At 62.5% G+C, this 16728-nt stretch carries 14 protein-coding genes; 2 read left to right on the forward strand and 12 right to left on the reverse strand.

Going from position 1 to position 16728, the window contains the following annotated elements:
- Nucleotides 1-47: 47 nt before the first annotated feature.
- The 3 genes from DOM27_RS04230 to DOM27_RS04240 form a co-directional block, all read right to left on the reverse strand.
- Nucleotides 48-3125 (reverse strand): efflux RND transporter permease subunit, encoded by a 3078-nt coding sequence (locus tag DOM27_RS04230; protein ID WP_110654768.1) that lies wholly within the window; start codon nt 3123-3125, stop codon nt 48-50.
- Nucleotides 3122-4246: an efflux RND transporter periplasmic adaptor subunit gene (locus DOM27_RS04235; RefSeq protein WP_110654943.1), complete on the reverse strand. Its 1125-nt coding sequence runs from the start codon at nt 4244-4246 to the stop codon at nt 3122-3124. Before DOM27_RS04235 ends, DOM27_RS04230 begins: the two co-directional genes overlap by 4 nt.
- Before the next feature lie 79 nt (nt 4247-4325).
- A complete protein-coding gene (locus tag DOM27_RS04240; protein WP_223162274.1) occupies nt 4326-4889 on the reverse strand; it encodes a TetR/AcrR family transcriptional regulator in 564 nt (187 codons plus the stop codon).
- A 339-nt stretch (nt 4890-5228) separates the two neighbouring features.
- Between DOM27_RS04240 and DOM27_RS04245 the strand changes: the two genes are divergently transcribed.
- Together DOM27_RS04245 and DOM27_RS04250 are read left to right on the forward strand one after the other, a co-directional pair.
- Entirely contained in the window at nt 5229-6374 is a 1146-nt protein-coding gene (locus tag DOM27_RS04245; RefSeq protein ID WP_223162275.1) for a M42 family metallopeptidase, read from the forward strand.
- A 178-nt stretch (nt 6375-6552) separates the two neighbouring features.
- A complete protein-coding gene (locus DOM27_RS04250; RefSeq protein WP_110654770.1) occupies nt 6553-7959 on the forward strand; it encodes a YfcC family protein in 1407 nt (468 codons plus the stop codon).
- Nucleotides 7960-7971: 12 nt separating this feature from the next.
- Here DOM27_RS04250 and DOM27_RS04255 read toward each other — a convergent pair whose 3' ends face one another.
- From DOM27_RS04255 to DOM27_RS17965, 9 genes are all read right to left on the reverse strand, one after another.
- Nucleotides 7972-8916: an efflux RND transporter periplasmic adaptor subunit gene (locus DOM27_RS04255; protein WP_110654771.1), complete on the reverse strand. Its 945-nt coding sequence runs from the start codon at nt 8914-8916 to the stop codon at nt 7972-7974.
- A 25-nt stretch (nt 8917-8941) separates the two neighbouring features.
- The gene (locus tag DOM27_RS04260; protein ID WP_110654772.1) at nt 8942-9157 is read right to left on the reverse strand and encodes a DUF1656 domain-containing protein; all 216 of its coding nucleotides are present in this window, start codon (nt 9155-9157) and stop codon (nt 8942-8944) included.
- A complete protein-coding gene (locus DOM27_RS04265) occupies nt 9147-11282 on the reverse strand; it encodes an FUSC family protein (RefSeq protein WP_110654773.1) in 2136 nt (711 codons plus the stop codon). The genes DOM27_RS04260 and DOM27_RS04265 overlap by 11 nt, the downstream gene beginning before the upstream one ends.
- Before the next feature lie 298 nt (nt 11283-11580).
- On the reverse strand, nt 11581-12168 hold the full coding sequence (locus DOM27_RS04270) for an OmpW/AlkL family protein (RefSeq protein WP_110654945.1): 588 nt from the start codon (nt 12166-12168) through the stop codon (nt 11581-11583).
- Nucleotides 12169-12424: 256 nt separating this feature from the next.
- Nucleotides 12425-13678: a winged helix-turn-helix domain-containing protein gene (locus DOM27_RS04275; protein ID WP_110654774.1), complete on the reverse strand. Its 1254-nt coding sequence runs from the start codon at nt 13676-13678 to the stop codon at nt 12425-12427.
- Between the two features lie 124 nt (nt 13679-13802).
- The gene (locus DOM27_RS04280; RefSeq protein WP_110654775.1) at nt 13803-14816 is read right to left on the reverse strand and encodes a metal ABC transporter solute-binding protein, Zn/Mn family; all 1014 of its coding nucleotides are present in this window, start codon (nt 14814-14816) and stop codon (nt 13803-13805) included.
- 60 nt (nt 14817-14876) lie between these two features.
- The gene (locus DOM27_RS04285) at nt 14877-15761 is read right to left on the reverse strand and encodes a metal ABC transporter permease (RefSeq protein WP_075560619.1); all 885 of its coding nucleotides are present in this window, start codon (nt 15759-15761) and stop codon (nt 14877-14879) included.
- Nucleotides 15758-16456 (reverse strand): metal ABC transporter ATP-binding protein, encoded by a 699-nt coding sequence (locus tag DOM27_RS04290; RefSeq protein ID WP_110654776.1) that lies wholly within the window; start codon nt 16454-16456, stop codon nt 15758-15760. The genes DOM27_RS04285 and DOM27_RS04290 overlap by 4 nt, the downstream gene beginning before the upstream one ends.
- A gap of 23 nt (nt 16457-16479) precedes the next feature.
- The gene (locus tag DOM27_RS17965) at nt 16480-16626 is read right to left on the reverse strand and encodes a hypothetical protein (protein WP_188113677.1); all 147 of its coding nucleotides are present in this window, start codon (nt 16624-16626) and stop codon (nt 16480-16482) included.
- Nucleotides 16627-16728: the final 102 nt, after the last annotated feature.

Genomic DNA, 16728 nt, shown 5'->3' on the forward strand with positions numbered 1-16728 from the left:
CGCCTCGATATGACCGACCACGGCGTTAACCGCTGCGTCGCCCGGCTTCAGGACGTCTCGTTCGTGGGCGCCTGCGGCTTTATGCGGTACCAGATTGCATACATCGCCGGCAGAAACAGCAGCGTCAGGGCTGTTCCAGCGATCGTCCCGCCGATCAGCGTGTAGGCGAGCGTGCCCCAGAACACCGAGTGTGTGAGCGGAATGAACGCTAGCACCGCGGCCAGCGCCGTCAGCAATACCGGGCGAGAGCGCTGGACCGTCGCCTCGATGACGGCATCGAACGGCACCAGCCCCTCCTCGCGGTTCTGACTGATTTGGCCGATGAGAATCAACGTATTGCGCATCAGGATGCCGGAGAGCGCGATCAGCCCGACCAGCGCGTTGATGCCAAACGGCTGGTTGAATAGCAAAAGCGTCGGCACGACACCGATCAACCCCAGCGGGCTGGTCAGAAAGACCATGATCATCGCCGAGATCGAGCGCACCTGCAGGATGATGACTAGCAACGTCAGCGCCACCATGATGGGGAACAGCGGTAGCATTGCCTGGGTGGCCTTGCCCGACTCCTCGATCGAGCCACCCTCCTCGATCCGATAGCCGGGCGGCAGCGCGTCGATGAGCGGCTGAAGCTGGTGGGTGATGGCCGTCGAGACGTCCGGCGGTTGAAGCCCCGGGGCGACGTCGCTGCCTACCGTAATGGTCGGCGTACGATCGCGACGACGCAGGATCGGTTCCTCCATGCGAACCTCGATGTCACCCACCTGGGACAGCGGTATCCGCTGACCTTGCTCACCCATCAAGGTGAGATCGGCTACCTTCGCCGGGTCGAGGCGTACGTCGCCCGCGGCGCGACCGACGACTTGTACGGTACGAATGTCTTCACGCACCTCGGTCATCGAGACGCCGCTGAGCAGAAACTGCAGCTGCTGTGAGGCCGAGCGCGACGAAAGCCCCATGGCACGCAGCCGGTCCTGCTGCAGCTCGATATGCAGCGTCGGTACGCGCTCGCCCCAGTCGGTATTGACCGTGCGTGTCATGGGGCTCGCGACCATGATGTCTTCGACCTTGCGGGCAAGTCCGCGAAGGGTGGCGGGATCGGGCCCGGAGACGCGATAGGCGACGGGGAACGGCGAGTAGGGGCCAAAAACCAGATGCGTCACCCGGACTCTGGCCTCGGGCGCGAGCCCATCGGCGATGGCGCGCCGCAGCCGCTGCTGCAAGTTATCGCGGGCTTGCTCATCTGACGTCAGTACGACCAGTTTGGCATAGGAAGGATCCGGCAACTCCTGACCCATGGCGAAGTAGAAACGAGGTGCGCCTTGACCGATATAGGCGGTGACGATTCTGGCCTCTGCTTGCTCTCCCAGCCACGCCTCGACCTTGGCCGTGGCGTCGCTGGTTCGATCGATCGAGGTGCCATAGGGCATCTGGACCTCGACCAGGACTTCGGGACGGTCGGATATCGGGAAAAACTGCTTCTTGACCAGGCCCATACCCATGACGGCGACGACGAACGACATCACCACCGCACCGCCAACCCACCATTTTCGCAAGATGACCCAGGCCAGCGCGCGGCGAAAAAGATGGTAGCGTGGCGTGTCGTAGGTCGATGCCTGGCCGTTGTCGTGCGTTTCGATCTCCGGCAAGAGCTTGACGCCGAGATAGGGCGTGAACACCACCGCCACGATCCAGGACGCGATCAAGGCGATACCGACGATCCAGAACATGTTGCTGGTGTACTCGCCCGCGGCAGATTGGGCGAAACCGTTGGGCATGAAGCCAATCGCGGTGACCAGCGTTCCCGACAGCATCGGCGCCGCGGTATGACTCCATGCGTACGCTGCGGCGGCGGCACGCTTGTAGCCCGCTTCCATTTTCACCACCATCATCTCGATGGCGATGATGGCGTCATCGACCAGAAGCCCCAGCGCCAGAATCAATGAACCCAGTGTGATGCGATCAAAGTTCTTGCCGGTTGCCTCCATGACGACGAACACCAACGCGAGCGTTAGCGGCACGGCGGCCGCGACGACAATACCGGCACGCCATCCCATGCTGACGAAGCTCACCAGCATCACCACCAGCAGGGCCGCGAAGAACTTCATCATGAACTCGCCGACGGCGGCATCGATGATCACCGCCTGATCGGAGACCTTGCTCAGGCTGACGCCCAGCGGCAGCGCATCATTGATCGCGCCAACCTCCTTTTCCAGCGCCTTGCCGAGATCCAGCCCGTTCCATCCTTCGCGCATGATCACGCCCAGCAGCAGCGCCTGCTCGCCGTCATGGCGTACCAGAAAGGTTGCCGGATCTTCATGGCCGCGCTTGACGGTCGCGATATCGGAAAGCTTGAGCGTACGCCCCTGAGCGACGATGGGTGTATTGCGGATTGTATCCAGCGAGTCGAATCTGCCGTCGATACGAACGTCGATCTGTGGGCCGTCGGTCTCCACTGACCCTGCTGGTGTCAGGGCGTTCTGGCCATTGAGCGCTTCAAAAATCTGTGCGCTGTCGATCCCTAGTGTCGCCAGGCGCTCGTGGGAAAACTCGACGAAAATGCGCTCGGGTTGCTCACCGATGATGTTGATCTTCTTCACGCCGGGCACCTGAAGCATTTGCTGACGCAGCTTCTCGGCATCGCGTACCAGCAGTCGTTGTGGCTCGTCGCGGGACTTGAGCGCGTAGAGTGCAAACGTCACATCCGAGTATTCATCATTGACCATTGGGCCAATGACGCCGGCAGGCAGATTGCGGGTCTCGTCATGAATCTTCTTGCGTGCCTGATAGAACTGCTCCTGGACCTGCGAAGGTGGCGTGCTGTCCATCAGCGTTACCTTGGTGAAGGCAAGGCCCGGGCGTGTGTAGGTCTCGGTGTTGTCGTACCAGCGCAGCTCCTGCATGCGCTTTTCGATTTTATCGGCGACCTGATCCTGCATCTCCTTGGCCGTTGCCCCGGGCCAGGCGCTGATGACCGTCATGACCTTGACCGTGAAGGCCGGATCTTCCTCCCGTCCCATATCAAGAAACGAGAACACGCCGGCCAGCGTGATCAACACGATGAGAAACAGCGTGACGGACTTCTCCCGCACGGCAAGCGCTGAGAGGTTGAAGCGGGAGCGACTCATTGTGGCGATCCCTGTACAGCGTCAGGGCGCGTCTCGGTAGAGCGTACGGCATCTCCTTCGCGTAGCAGATGCGCCCCCATCGCCACGATGTGGGCGCCGGACTCAAGCGCTCCGCTCACGCGGGCTCGTTCATCACTCATGGCGAGAACCTTCACCGGCTGCCAACGTACCGTCGCGGGATCCCCATCAATGACCCAGACGCCGGGGCCCGCGCCCTTGTCGTAGAGCGCGGTGAGGGGAATTTCCAGAGCGCCACTCTCGTCTGCGTTACCGATCGGCAGCCGAACGCTGACCGTCGCTCCGAGTGGCGCATTGGCGAATTCAGCGCCCAGCACGTAGCGTGCCTCGAAGGTCCGCGTGAGTGAATCCGATGCTTCCGACAACTGACGCAACGACGCCGGGTGATAGGCGTTCTCGCCGTAGAGACTCGCCTGCGCCATTGATCCGAGTGCAGGTCGTAGCGTCTCCGGTAGCGTGACAAGCGCCTCGCGCGGACCGGCGTGGGCCAGCCGAATCACGGCCTGCCCGGCCGCGACGACCTGACCGGGCTCGGCGAACGTTTCCATGACCACACCGGCGGTGTCGGCCTCGAGTGTCGAATACTGGGTCGCGTTACGCGCCACCTCGGCTTCCGCGATGGCCGCCTCGAGATTGGCATGCGCCGCGTCGGCGGCCGCCTTTGCCTCGTCATAGCGTGACACGGCGATGACGCCGCGTTCGCGCAGCGAGCGATAGCGACGCTCGTCATCCGCTGTCTGCTTGGCACGGGCCCGAGCGGCGGAAACCGCCTGGGCAGCCGACTCCGCGCTCAGGGTCAGATCGACGGGATCTAGTCGCGCCAACGGCTCTCCGCGCTCGACCCGCTCACCGGTGTCGACGAGCCTTGAAAGGATCTTGCCATCGACCCGAAAACCGATATCGCTCTCGATCTTCGCCGAGATGATACCGGTGAAGACTCGCGAGCCTGGCTCGGCCGGCGTGACCGTTGCCACGCGCACCAGCGGTGGTTCGGTTCGCGGGTCCGCGCTCTGCTGCTGTTCGCAGCCGGCGAGTGTTAATAGCAAAAGCGCCGCCGTCGTCACCGCCCTGGGGCGCCAGAGCGCCAGTCGCAGACCCATCATGATATTGACCAAATCCGAATGATGAAGTCGTGACTATATTTGTAAATGGTCACTATCGCAATCGATCATCTGCCATCGATCACGGGGCGAGGCTGCGCAGGATATGACTCGAGAGCAGGCCGGGGGCAGAGCCGACCTGATCGAGGTTCTGCTTGAGGATGACGGGATGCATGTAGGGGCGAATGATCAGATAGATCGATGCACAGACCTCGTCCAGCGGCGTCTTGCGCTCGAAGTCGCCACGCTGGCGCCCCGCGACGACGATGTCTTCGATCAGTGCCCTGACGCGCTTCTCGTAGAGCACCACTGGTGGCCAGTTGTCGGAGGCCGCGGCGACGGCGATCTCGTAGAGGTTGCGCGCTTCGGAAAACAGCCTAACGCTCGAGGTTACCAGCGCCTGGAACAGACGTCGTATCTGCTCTGGAGGGTGGTCGGTCGACGCCACGGCGGCGCTTATCTCACGATCGATCTCCTCCAGGCAGTCGCTGCAGATCACCTCGCCGATTGCCTGTTTGGACGCGAAAAATTTGTAGATGTAGGCCTTGGAAATGCCGATTGCCTTGGCGAGCTCCGAGACGGTCGTCTTGTCGTAGCCGTGGTGGCGGAAATGTGTCTGGGCCGCGGCCACGATCTGGTCGCGCATATCATGCTCGGCAGGGCCGCGGGTGGGATCTGGGAGAAAAGAGTGGGACATCGGCTGTACGTTTCCGATAGCAGGAAGACATGGATTTTCTGTGTAACACATTCAGGCGGGTGACTATTTATTTTAATGGTCACCTGAAGAGTCGGTGGTTTTGTGCGGGAAGGATACAGCCTGCCGGCATCATTCGCCTCATGGCGGCACAATGATCGTCGTCATCCGTCATTGGCGCTCAACTCGCTATCCGAGATTCACGGCGACAGCCAGCCGCGCCGATGCGAGCATCCAAGCTTCATAGGCTGCTAAGCTAGAGTCACCTTCATGACTCGTTAGGGAAGATGGATGAGTAAAAGCACCGACAAGAGCCCCAAGACCGCTAAGACCACCAAGACGACGAAGCGTGGCGCCACGCCGCTCAATGCAGAAGCGATGACGTTTCTGGAGCGCTATCTCAACAACGCCTCGCCCACTGGCTACGAGTGGGAAGGGCAGAAACTGTGGATGGAGTACCTGCGGCCCTACGTGGATGAGTTCATCACCGATACCTACGGCACTGCCGTCGGCGTGATCAATCCTGACGCCGAGTACAAGGTCGTGATCGAAGGCCATGCCGACGAGATCTCCTGGTACGTCAACTACATCACCGACAACGGCCTGATCTACGTCGTCCGCAACGGCGGCAGCGATCATCAGATTGCGCCGTCCAAACGCGTCAATATCCATACCGACAACGGCATCGTCCAGGGCGTGTTCGGCTGGCCGGCGATTCATACCCGCCGTCAGGGCCCGAAGGAACAACCGCCGGAGCTCGACAATATCTTCATCGATGTTGGCTGCAGCACCAAGGATGAAGTCGAAGCGCTAGGCGTGCACGTCGGCTGCGTGATCACCTATCCCGACGAATTCTTCGTCCTCAACGGTGACAAGCTGGTCTGTCGTGCCATCGACAATCGCATCGGCGGCTTCATGATCGCGGAAGTGGCGCGGCTGCTGAAGGCGCGCAAGAAAAAGCTCGATTTCGGTCTTTATATCGTCAACGCGGTACAGGAAGAGGTCGGCCTGCGCGGGGCAGAGATGATCGCCGAGCGGCTCGATCCCAACGTCGCCATCGTCACCGATGTGAGCCACGACACCTCGACGCCGATGATCGAACCCAAGCGCGAGGGCGCCAACAAGATCGGCGACGGCCCGGTGATCTGCTATGCCCCGGCGATCCAGAACAAGCTGCGCGAACGCCTGATCAAGGTCGCGACCGAGCAGAAGATCCCGTTCCAGCGCTTGCCGCGCTCACGAGCGACCGGCACCGATACCGATGCCTTCGCCTACAGCAATTCCGGCGTCGCCTCGGCGCTGATCTCGCTGCCGCTGCGTTACATGCACACCACCGTCGAGATGGTTCACAAGCAGGACGTCGAAAACGTGATCGAGCTGATCTACCACACCCTGCTCGATATCAAGCCCGGCGAGACCTTCAGCTACTTCGACTGAGTTATCGGCCGAACGCCCGGGCCAGGTTGGGATTGGCTCGGGCTCTCTCCTTGGGACTCATGCAATCACTTGCGGCACATGAGACCTGTAGATACCGTCACATCACGAGCACCGCTCCGTCAGGAACATCGAAACACCAAGAACACCACATCAAGAACAACATCTTCTGGGGGTTCTCATGTCAAAATCGACCGGCAATCTTCGCTGGTATGAACGGGTACCGCACCCGGCCATTCTGATCTTCTGTCTACTGATCGTCGTCTGGGTCATGACGTTGATCATTCCCGCCGGTACCTTCGATCGCCACGAGGTCAATGGCCGTAGTGCCGTCATCCCCGGGACTTTCCATTTGATAGATGCGCCGGCACAGTCCTTCCTCGAGATTTTCCACGTCGTGCCGCTGGGCATGGTCCAGGCGGCGAGCATCGTCATCGTGGTGCTGATCGGCGGCGGATTGTTCCGGGTACTCGAGGCGACCGGCGCGCTGGAGAACATGGTCGGCACCCTGGTCAAACGCCTGGGATCGGAGCATCCGGTGCCGCTGATCTGGCTGATGACCTTCGTCTTCGGGGCACTTGGTGTGGCAGTCGGCTATGAGAACAACATCGCGCTGATCCCTATCGCAGTGTTGCTGGGTCGGGCGATGGGCGGCGATCGTCTGGTCGGCACCAGTATTGCGCTGGGCGGCGTGGGCATCGGCTTCGCGACGTCTCCGATCAACGTCTATACCGTCGGCGTGTCGGACCAGATTGCTGAACTGCCGCTGTTTTCCGGGGCCGGGCTGCGTAGCGTGCTGTGCGTCGGTGCGCTCTGCCTGCTGGCGCACCACACCAGCCGTTACATGAAGCGGCTGAAACGCGATGCCAATGCCACGCTGCTGCGCGATGCCGAGGACGAAGGCAGCTCGCTGCGTAAGCCGCTCGCCGACTATCGCCTGAACGGCCGTGACTATCGGGTGCTGGGCACGTTCGTGATCGGGCTCGCGATCATGCTCTACGGCGTGTTCAGCTACGGCTGGTACATCGACGAGATCTCGGCCACTTTCCTGGCGATCGCCATCGTGGCGGGGCTGATGGCGCGGCTACCGGCTTCAAAGATCAATGCCTACTTCTTCGAGGGCGCGGCATCGGTGACGACCGGCGCACTGCTGGTGGGTCTGGCGAGGGGGCTGCAGGTGTTGCTCGAACAGGGGCAGATCGGCGACACCATCGTTCACTCGTTGGCCGAACCGCTGGGTCACATGCCGGTGCTGGTCTCGACGCTTGCGATGACGCTGGTTCACTCGGTCATCAACTTCTTCATTCCCTCCGGCAGCGGCCAGGCGATGGCGACGATGCCGATCATGATTCCACTCTCGGATCTGATCGGGATGACCCGGCAGACCGCGATCCTGGCCTTTCAGGTCGGCGATGGCCTGACCAACCTGATCGTGCCCACCTCCGGCGGCACGCTTGCCATGCTGGCGATGGCGCGTGTGCCTTACGACGTCTGGGTACGCTTCTTCTTTCCGATGCTGTTACAGGCATTTCTACTGAGCTGGGTGATATTGGCGGTCGCCGTCGCGATCGATTGGGGGCCGGCCTGATTCCGGTGGGCGTCAGATACTGATCAGCCCTTCCCACCATTGCCGGATCGACTTCCACCAGTTGGACGATGTCTCGCGGTCCTGGCGGTCGCTGTCGAGATAGACCGTGGCGGTGAGGCCGGCGGAGAGCTTGGTGCCCGCGGGGATGTCATCCAACGCGATGCGTACCGGGATGCGCTGGGAAAGTCGGACCCAGTCGAACGAGGCGTTGACCGCGGCCAGACCGTTGGCCTGGCTGCTGAGGCTGCCGTCGCTGATACCGCGAGCGAAGCTGTCGACATGCCCCCATATGGCCTCGTCGCTGGAGAGCAGCTGCACGCGAACGGGTGCGCCGACATCGATGCTGTCGAGCTTGGTCTCCTCGAAATAACCCAGGACATAGAAACTCTCGGCATCGACCAGCGTCATGGCGTCCGTACCCACCGTCACGTATTGGCCGGGGCGCAGCAGCAGGTTGGTGACGTAACCGTCGACCGGCGCGCGGACGGTGGCGCGCGCCAGATCCAGCTTCGCCTGTTCCACTTCGACCTTGGCCTGTTCGACGGCGGCCTGAGCCGTGGTCAGCGCGAAGCGGGCGTTGTCCTTGTCCTCTTGCGAGACGTAATTCTTCAGACGCTGGCGGCGGCTGTTGGCCGCCTTGGCTTCGTCACGCTGCTGCGCCAGCTGATTGAGATTGGCCTGGGCCTCATCCAGCGCCAACTGGTAGCGCTGCTGGTCGATGGTGAACAGCACGGCGCCTTTTTTCACCAACTGGTTGTCGTGCACCTCGAGACTGTCGACGAGCCCGGCGACATCGGTACCCAGATTGACCACATCGGCACGAACGCGGCCGTCACGGGTCCACGGATCGTGCATGTAGTGATTCCATATCTGGGCGACGGCGGCGATCGCGGCAATGACCACGATCACGGTCAGCACCAGGCGAACGGTTTTACGAAGTCCGATAGACCCGATCATGCACTCGATTCCTTCACTCGATTCCTTACCCCGCGATCGGCAAGGCGCCCGTCAGGGCGAGCACCGACCACAACAGCAAAGCGTAAATGGCGATATCCAGCAGCACCGGCTGCCAGAACCAGTGATAGAGCCCCAGGCGGACGAACACGCGCCGGAGAATCAGGTAGAGCCCCAGCGCCAGAAAGACGGGCACGGCCAGAGGCGGTAACAGAAACCCCAGGAACGACCATTCAGTCAGCATGTCGGGTCTCTCCCGTCGTTTCGGTGGTCGCTTTCGTGGCCGTGTTAGCGGCGGTATCACCAGCTCCATCGGAAACTTCATCGGCGCGGGCTTCGAGCGCGACGCCCGGGGCCGCGCGCATCAGATGGCTCAGCATGGCGATTTCGCCGATGCTGGCGATCGGCAGATGGGCTTCGTGATAGAGCCGCTCGACCCAGCCAATGGCTTCGTCGGCGAGGGCATGCCAGACGGCGGGATCGTGACGGCGACGGGCGGCCACACGCCTGCCGATGTCGTCGAGCCAGGCTTCGATCTCGGCACGGTGGGGGCCGAGCGCGTCGCGCAGGCGCCGGATCCGCCAGACGCAGAGCGCCAGCGCGTGCAGGTCGATGGCTTCACGCACGACGCTATCGCTGCCGCCGAGTGCCACCAGCCGACCCAGGCGATCATAGAGTCGGCTTTCCAGACGGGCGCGGTTGGGCAATGACTTCTCCCGCAGCAGCCGGCTCAGCCCACGCCAGTAAGCCGCCATCAGCGTCTCGATACGTTCACCGGGAGAGCGCTGGCGGAACAGCGAATAGGTGATCATGGCGGCGATGGTGCCGATGATCGACGCCAGCCCGCCATTGATGTAGCTCGACGGTGAAAAGGTATAGGTCGAATGCAGATTGAGCAGGGTCATCATGGTGATGGCGCCAGCCAATCCGATCAGCGACCAGCGCGGATGGGGCGTCATCAAGGTGCCGATGGCGACCGGGATGCCGATCGCGATGGCCAGCAGCGGAAAGCCGTTGATGGTCGGCAGCACCAGAAACAGCAGGATGCCACCCAGAATGACCGCGGCGATCGATCCCCACAGGAATTGATAGACCACGGCGGCCGGGTTCGGTGCCTTGGCAAACAGCATGGTGAAGACGCCGAGCAGCATCATCGCCAGATAACCGGAATGCCAGCCGCCATGGATCCAGATCTGGCCCAGCAGCTCGAAGGCGATGAATACGCGAAAGGCGTTGAAGCGCGCCACGAAGTGTTCGTTGTGAGTAGTCCGGGAGCGACGCTCGCGGGGCAATGTCTCGACCTTCGACGAGGTCGGGTCGTCGAGCGCGTTGCGGAGCCGGCGGCCGTGCTGCAGAAGCCCCAGCACTTCGCCCAGGCGCTGGCGCACCAGCTCCGCCCTGGCGCGGGTGCGCGGGTCGACGGCTTTGTCTTCCCAGTCGAAATCGGCCAGCAATAGACGTTCGGTCGGTCTTCCGTCCGGTTCGGACTCTATGGCCCGGAGCAGCGGCAGCGCCTGCTGTCTCAGTTCGGCTAGCCAGTGCTCGCCGCGGTCGCATTCGCGTGGGCCGTCGCATTCCCTTAAATAGTCCAGCGCTGTTTCCAGTTCACGCACGGCGGTAATCAGCGCCAGCCCGTCACTGGCGAATCGATCCAGCGCGGGAATGAAATGACTGAGGCGGCGGGTCTCCAGGCGGGCGAGTCCGCGCAGCTTCTCGAAATCCTGGTATCGCTGGAATAGTGCTTTCAACGGGGCGTCGCGGCTCGCCTGGTCACGCCGCTCGGCGAGCGTCGTCAACGTCTCGGCGGCAGCCCGCGACAGAAAACCGGAGAGCGCATCTGGCAGCGCTCGGCTGCCGAAGCGCGGCGCGATGACCACGTGGGCGAGCAGGCCGCAGCCGATGCCTAGCGCCGTCTCGCTGAACCGTCCTTGCGCCACCGACCAGATGTTGTCGACGCCGGTACCGATCGCCGTCAGCGATACCAGCGTCGCGGTATAGCCGCTGAGCATCATCACGTAGCCCAGATACTCGTCCTGCTCGAGCATGACCCAGTACATGCAGAACGCCAGCCAACCACCGGCGAACAGCAGATAGAGCATCGGTTGCTGGCCGAACAGCGCAATCAGCACCAGACCGGCGATGGCGCCGATCAGCGTGCCGAACAACCGCGCCACGCTGCGGCCGATGATGATGCCGATCGGCGGCGTCCCCCCGGTGAACATCACCGGCTGCAGTGTCACGATCATCACCGCCAGAATCGCCCAGGCGGGCTGATAGAGATCGAGACGCATGGAGAGATAGAGCGCCAGCCAGACAGCCAGCACCGTTCTCAACGCTAATAACCAGTGATCGACGGGGATTCGGGGCATAAATGACCAAAACCCGTGAATGCAGGCATCCACAGGCAAAATGTAATCAAGCACAGTAAAAGTTAGGCTGCGAATAATCCCATCATGGGCGACTTTTGTCTACCGTTGCAGCCAGAAGACCCGGAGAATTTGACCCGGTCGAAAGCGAGCAGAGGGAACCCATTGGGCGTGAGGGCGCGTATCGGTGGGTGGTAAGCGAGGACCTTCCTACCGACATGGCAGCAGGAAAGCGCTGAGGGGCGATGAATGAGTCGCACGACTGATTGCACTCTTCGGCATCACCGCCCCTGGCGGGGGATCAGAAGCGGTAGCCAATGCCACCCATGATCACGACCGGATCGATATGGACCGTCGTGTCGTAGGACTCGCCGCCAATCGTCGCGGTGGTATCGGAATCGATATCCAGATACCAGGCGGCGGCATTCAGCGACCAGTGGTCATCGATCAGCAGGTCCACGCCGAGCTGTGCGGCGGCACCCCAGGAGTCGTCCATATCGAGACTGCCGCCGTCGACTTTCTCGTCGGAGAAGTGGGTGTAGTTCAAGCCGGCGCCCACGTAAGGCTGAACCCGTGACTGGGTGCCGCCGAGAGGGTAGTACTGCAGCGTCAGGGTCGGCGGCAGATGCCGGGTGGAAGCCATTTCCGTGCCGTCCAGGCTGACGTCGTGTTTGAAGCGCTGGGCAGCGAGCAGTTCGACTCCCCAGTTGTCCAGAAAGCGATAGCCCAGCGTGAAGGCGAAGCCGGTTTCATCGTCGACATCGATCTTGTCGACGCCGATGGCATCGAAATTGCCGTTATCGCTCTTGGGTGAGACCTTGGCGATGCCAAAGTGGGTGAACCAATCGCCGCCACCGTAAGCGAAGACGTTACCGGCATTGAGCGACATCGCGATCGCCAGCCCGGCGACGCCGATGTGGCGTGGTTTGGGGTTGCGCAGGCAGAGATGGCCCAGGCTGATTTGGCTTGGAAGGCTTGTGTTCATGAATGGCGTTCCCCTATCGATCCCTTGTGGATCTGCCAGCGACTGTCACCGCCGTGGCATCGGGAATAGCCTACGCCCGAATAACCACACAAATAATGTGGTTATTTGTCGCAAAAGTATTCTTAACCATGGAAGGGGCGGGTTAGCTGCTATGGCTTGGCTACAGCTCCCGCCGCCGATTGAGATCCACCGGCCAGTGGGTGGAGAGCTTCTGAGCCAGCGGGCGTTCGCAGGCGAGATGGATACGCGGCAGTCCCAGCCACGAAGCCAACTGCTCGAACTGCCGGGCGAGCGCCGTAAGCTGCGAGTCATCGAACGTGATGTCCGGTTCGGGATGTATCGCCACGACCGTCAATTCGCCGTCGGCCCGGCGTGCGCGCAGATCGATCCGGCCGATGAGCCGGTCGCCGTGGAGAAACGGCATGACGTAGTAGCCGTAGGTCCGCTTGGCCGGCGGCACGTAGAACTCGAGTCGATAGTGAAAGCCGAACAGCCGCTCGGTCCGTTCACGAAACCAGATCAGCGAGTCGAAGGGGGAAAGCAGGGCAGGAGCCTCGATCTGGCGAGGGATTCGTGGCTCGCCGATGACATAAGCCGGCTGGCGCCAGCCTTCCACCGACACCGGCGTCAGCGTGCCGTCCTCGATCAGCGTCTGCAGCGCGGCCCGCGTGTCCTGCGGCGCCAGCCGGTAGTAGTCGCGCAGATCCTTCTCCGTCGCCACGCCGAGCGCGCTGGCGGATTGGCGCAGCAGCTGGCGGTGGGCGTCGAGCAGATCGGGCTCGGCCTGATTGAGTATGCATTCGGGCAGCACTCTCTCGGGCAGATCGTAAAGCCGTTCGAACCCTCGGCGGCGGGAGACGGTGACTTCACCGGCGGCGAACAGCCACTCCAGTGCGTGTTTCTCGTCGCTCCAGTCCCACCAGGGCCCGGCCGGGCCTTCGCGAGTGTTCAGTTCTCCCGCCCCCAGCGGGCCGTGTGCCTGCACGCTGGCCAACACGCGTTCGATCACCTCGCGGCGATCCCGCCCGAATCTCGCCAGGTGCTTGTAAATACCCATGCCGTCCTGCGCGCGACGCATGCGCCAGTGCATCGCCGGGTAGAGCGACACCGGCAGCAGTGAGGCCTCGTGGCCCCAGTATTCGAACAGCGAGCGATGCCGGTTACGGCCCCAGGCCGCCTCGTCGAGCAGGTCCGTCGAATACGAACCGAGCCGCGAAAAAACGGGAAGATAGTGGGAGCGGGCCAACGCGTTGACGGAGTCGATCTGCAGCACGCCGAGACGATCCAGCAGACGATTGAGATGACCGCGATTGACGATGACGGGAGGCGAAGACGTGAAGCCCTGCGCTTTGAGCGCAAGACGACGTGCCTGAGCGAGTGTGAGACGACGAGGCGAAGAGATCACTGACGGCATGTGAAGCGGCACTTTCCGGATGAAGCTGCGTTAGACGGCTATCGAGAAAGTGTCGTTCAGTCGGCGTGAATTGACCAGCGCCGGGATTGACCAGCGCCGTCGGTGCGGCGCCGGCCAGACGGGATCAGTCGTCGGTATTCAGCGCCTCGATCAGGGTGTCGACATTGTGCTGGAACATGCCGAGGTAAGTGCTGCCTTCGCCGTCCGGCGTCAGTGCGTCGGCGTAGAGCGTGCCGCCGATGGCGACGCCGGTCTCTTCATGCAACTGGTTGATCAGTGCCGGATTGGACATATTTTCCAGGAACAGCGCCTTGGCGTGGCTGGACTCGATCTGCTGGATCAGATTGCCCATGTCGTTGGCGCTGGGTTCGGCCAGGGTATTGATACCCACCGGCGAGAGCAGCTGCAGGCCATAGGCATCGGCGAAATAGCCAAAGGCATCATGGCTGGTGATGATCAGCCGATCCGATTCCGGGATCTGCGCCATGCGCTCCTTGCTCTCGCTGTTCAGTGCTTCCATCTTGCCGATGTAAGCCTTGGCATTGGCCTGGTAGTCGTCGGCATTATCGGGGTCGAGCTTGACCAGCGCATCGCGGATATTGCGGGCGTACTGTTCGCCATTCTCGAGATCCTGCCAGGCGTGTGGGTCGACATCGCCGTGATGATGATGGCCTTCCTCGGCAGCGGCGTGATCATGATCGTCATGGTCATGGTCATGGTCATGGTCATGGTCATCGCCGTGGTCGTGGCCTTCCTCGTCTTCATGACCTTCGAACGGTCGTGTCTTGATGCCGTCGCTGGCGACGACGATGTCACCCTCATATTCGCTGGCGTCGATCAGCCTGTCGATCCAGCCCTCGAGCTGCAGGCCGTTGACCACGATCAGATCCGCGTCGGCGAGTGACTTCGCGTCATCCGGCTTGGGTGAAAAGGCATGCACATCGCCATCCGGGCCGACCAGCGACGTGACCGCGACATGATCGCCGCCGACGGTTTCGACCATATCGTCGAGAATGCTGAAACTGGTGACGACCTTGAGCGGGTCCGCGTGAGCGTAGACCGGTGACAGCGCGGCGATACTCAGGCTGCCGGCGAGCACGCTCTTGAGCAGCGCGGAAGCGATCGATTGGCGGGACATCGTGAATCCTCGTAAAAAGTGGAACGGTGGTGAATCAGCGGGGAGCGGCGGCGCACCGGATCAGCCGTGGGCATCCGGCGGCAGCATCGGTTGAACCCGGCGGCGCCAGCGGGCAAAGACACTGTGATAACGCCCGAACAGCGCGGAAAGCAGGTAAACCACGCCGGCAAACAGAATGATGCAGGGCCCGGAGGGCAAGCCGGCGTGGTAGGAGAGCAGCAGCCCGCCGACGCTCGAGACCATGCCGATGGCGATCGCCAGCCCCATTAACCCCTCGAGCCGCTTCGACCAAAAGCGCGCGGCGGTGGCCGGCAGCATCATCAGGCCGACCGCCATCAGGGTGCCCAGGGTCTGAAAGCCGGCGGTCAGGTTGAGCACCATCAGGCCAAGGAACAGCCCGTGCACTGCGCTGCCGCGGATGCCCTGGCCGCGCAGAAACAGCGGATCGAGACATTCGACGACCAGGATGCGGAAGATCGCGGCCAGCACGATCAGGGTCAGGCTCGACACACTGACGATCAGCCACAGCGCGGTACCGTTGACGGCCAGAATCGAGCCGAACAGCACGTGGGTCAGGTCGACGCTGCTGCCGCGCATCGAGATCAACATCACCCCGGCGGCGAGCGAAATCAGATAGAAGCTGGCGATGGCCGAATCTTCCCGGTGGCCGGTCAGGCGCGACACGCTGCCCGCCAGCCCCGCCACCAGCAGCCCTGCGAGCAGGCCGCCGAAGCTCATCGCCGGTAGCGAAAACCCTGCCAGCAGAAAGCCGACCGCGACGCCCGGCAACACGGCGTGGGCCATGGCATCGCCGACCAGACTCATGCCGCGCAGCGTGAGGAAGACCCCCAGCGGCGGGGCGACCAGCGACAACGCCAGCCCGGCCACCAGCGCGCGGCGCATGAAGCCGAAATCCAGCAGCGGAGAGAACAGCCAATCGATCATGTCAACGTCTCCGCCGGTGAAGAGGCGTCGCCGGCCCGAGAGGGCGTCGACCAGGTGCCGTGCCCGCGTTCCAGCCGCAGGGTTCGATCGGCAAGACGGGTCATCTGATCGTGATCGTGCAGCACGATGATGATCGCCGCGCCCTCAGCCGCCATGGTGCGCAGCACGTCGATCAACACCTCGACGGTCGCGGCATCGACATTGGCAAACGGCTCATCGAGCAGCAGAAGTTGGGCTTCCTGCATCAGCGTGCGGCCGAGCAGGGCACGCTGGCGCTGGCCGCCGGAAAGCTCACCTAGCGGGCGGTGTTCGAACGCCTGCAGCCCCAGGCGCTGCATCACCGCCTGACCACGGCGATACTCCGGTGGCCCGTAACGCTTGAAGCTGCCGTGGGTCGGCCAGCAGCCGCTCATCACCAGCTCCTCGACGCTCATGGGGAAAGTCAGATCCAGCGCCAGCTGCTGTGGCAACCACGCACGGCGGGCATTGGGAACCTCGCAGCGAACGCGGCCGCTGACCGGGCGCAGCTCGCCCATGATGCCCTGGACCAGCGTGCTCTTGCCGGCCCCGTTGGCGCCCACCAGCGCGGTAATCGTGCCGGCCTCGAAATGACCGTCGATATTCTCCAGCACCATGCGGTTGCCCTGCGCCAACGACAGGGACTCCAGCGTCAGTAGCGTGTCGGGTTTTGCCATGGATCGTGTCTGCAACGGAGCCATCAACCGAACACCCCGCCCGCCCAACCGGCGACGAGCCACAGCACCGCCAGAGGAATGAGCGCCAGCAACACACGCCGCCCGGCGCCAAGCGACATCAGTGAAAAGTGGCACGGCCCATCGGAGCGATGCCGGTGACGATGTGACATGAACAGATCTACCTGAAGAAAACAGGCAGAAAGGTTATATCATAACAAAATGGGTGCCAAGCAGAGATTGCGGCCCCTTGTGTAAGAGATCACCGACAGTCC

Origin of the sequence: Salinicola halimionae, assembly GCF_003206065.1 — a bacterium.
GTDB classification, from domain to species: Bacteria; Pseudomonadota; Gammaproteobacteria; order Pseudomonadales; family Halomonadaceae; genus Salinicola; species Salinicola halimionae.

Bases quoted from the DNA above. Each gene is read 5' to 3' on its own strand.
- DOM27_RS04245 (WP_223162275.1), top strand. From the start codon at position 5,229: ATGAGTAAAAGCACCGACAAGAGCCCCAAGACCGCTAAGACCACCAAG.
- DOM27_RS04240 (WP_223162274.1), bottom strand. From the start codon at position 4,889: ATGCGCGACCAGATCGTGGCCGCGGCCCAGACACATTTCCGCCACCAC.
- DOM27_RS04235 (WP_110654943.1), bottom strand. From the start codon at position 4,246: ATGATGGGTCTGCGACTGGCGCTCTGGCGCCCCAGGGCGGTGACGACG.
- DOM27_RS04265 (WP_110654773.1), bottom strand. From the start codon at position 11,282: ATGCCCCGAATCCCCGTCGATCACTGGTTATTAGCGTTGAGAACGGTG.
- DOM27_RS04230 (WP_110654768.1), bottom strand. From the start codon at position 3,125: ATGAGTCGCTCCCGCTTCAACCTCTCAGCGCTTGCCGTGCGGGAGAAG.
- DOM27_RS04275 (WP_110654774.1), bottom strand. From the start codon at position 13,678: ATGCCGTCAGTGATCTCTTCGCCTCGTCGTCTCACACTCGCTCAGGCA.
- DOM27_RS04255 (WP_110654771.1), bottom strand. From the start codon at position 8,916: ATGATCGGGTCTATCGGACTTCGTAAAACCGTTCGCCTGGTGCTGACC.
- DOM27_RS04250 (WP_110654770.1), top strand. From the start codon at position 6,553: ATGTCAAAATCGACCGGCAATCTTCGCTGGTATGAACGGGTACCGCAC.
- DOM27_RS17965 (WP_188113677.1), bottom strand. From the start codon at position 16,626: ATGTCACATCGTCACCGGCATCGCTCCGATGGGCCGTGCCACTTTTCA.
- DOM27_RS04290 (WP_110654776.1), bottom strand. From the start codon at position 16,456: ATGGCAAAACCCGACACGCTACTGACGCTGGAGTCCCTGTCGTTGGCG.
- DOM27_RS04285 (WP_075560619.1), bottom strand. From the start codon at position 15,761: ATGATCGATTGGCTGTTCTCTCCGCTGCTGGATTTCGGCTTCATGCGC.
- DOM27_RS04260 (WP_110654772.1), bottom strand. From the start codon at position 9,157: ATGCTGACTGAATGGTCGTTCCTGGGGTTTCTGTTACCGCCTCTGGCC.
- DOM27_RS04280 (WP_110654775.1), bottom strand. From the start codon at position 14,816: ATGTCCCGCCAATCGATCGCTTCCGCGCTGCTCAAGAGCGTGCTCGCC.
- DOM27_RS04270 (WP_110654945.1), bottom strand. From the start codon at position 12,168: ATGTCGCTCAATGCCGGTAACGTCTTCGCTTACGGTGGCGGCGATTGG.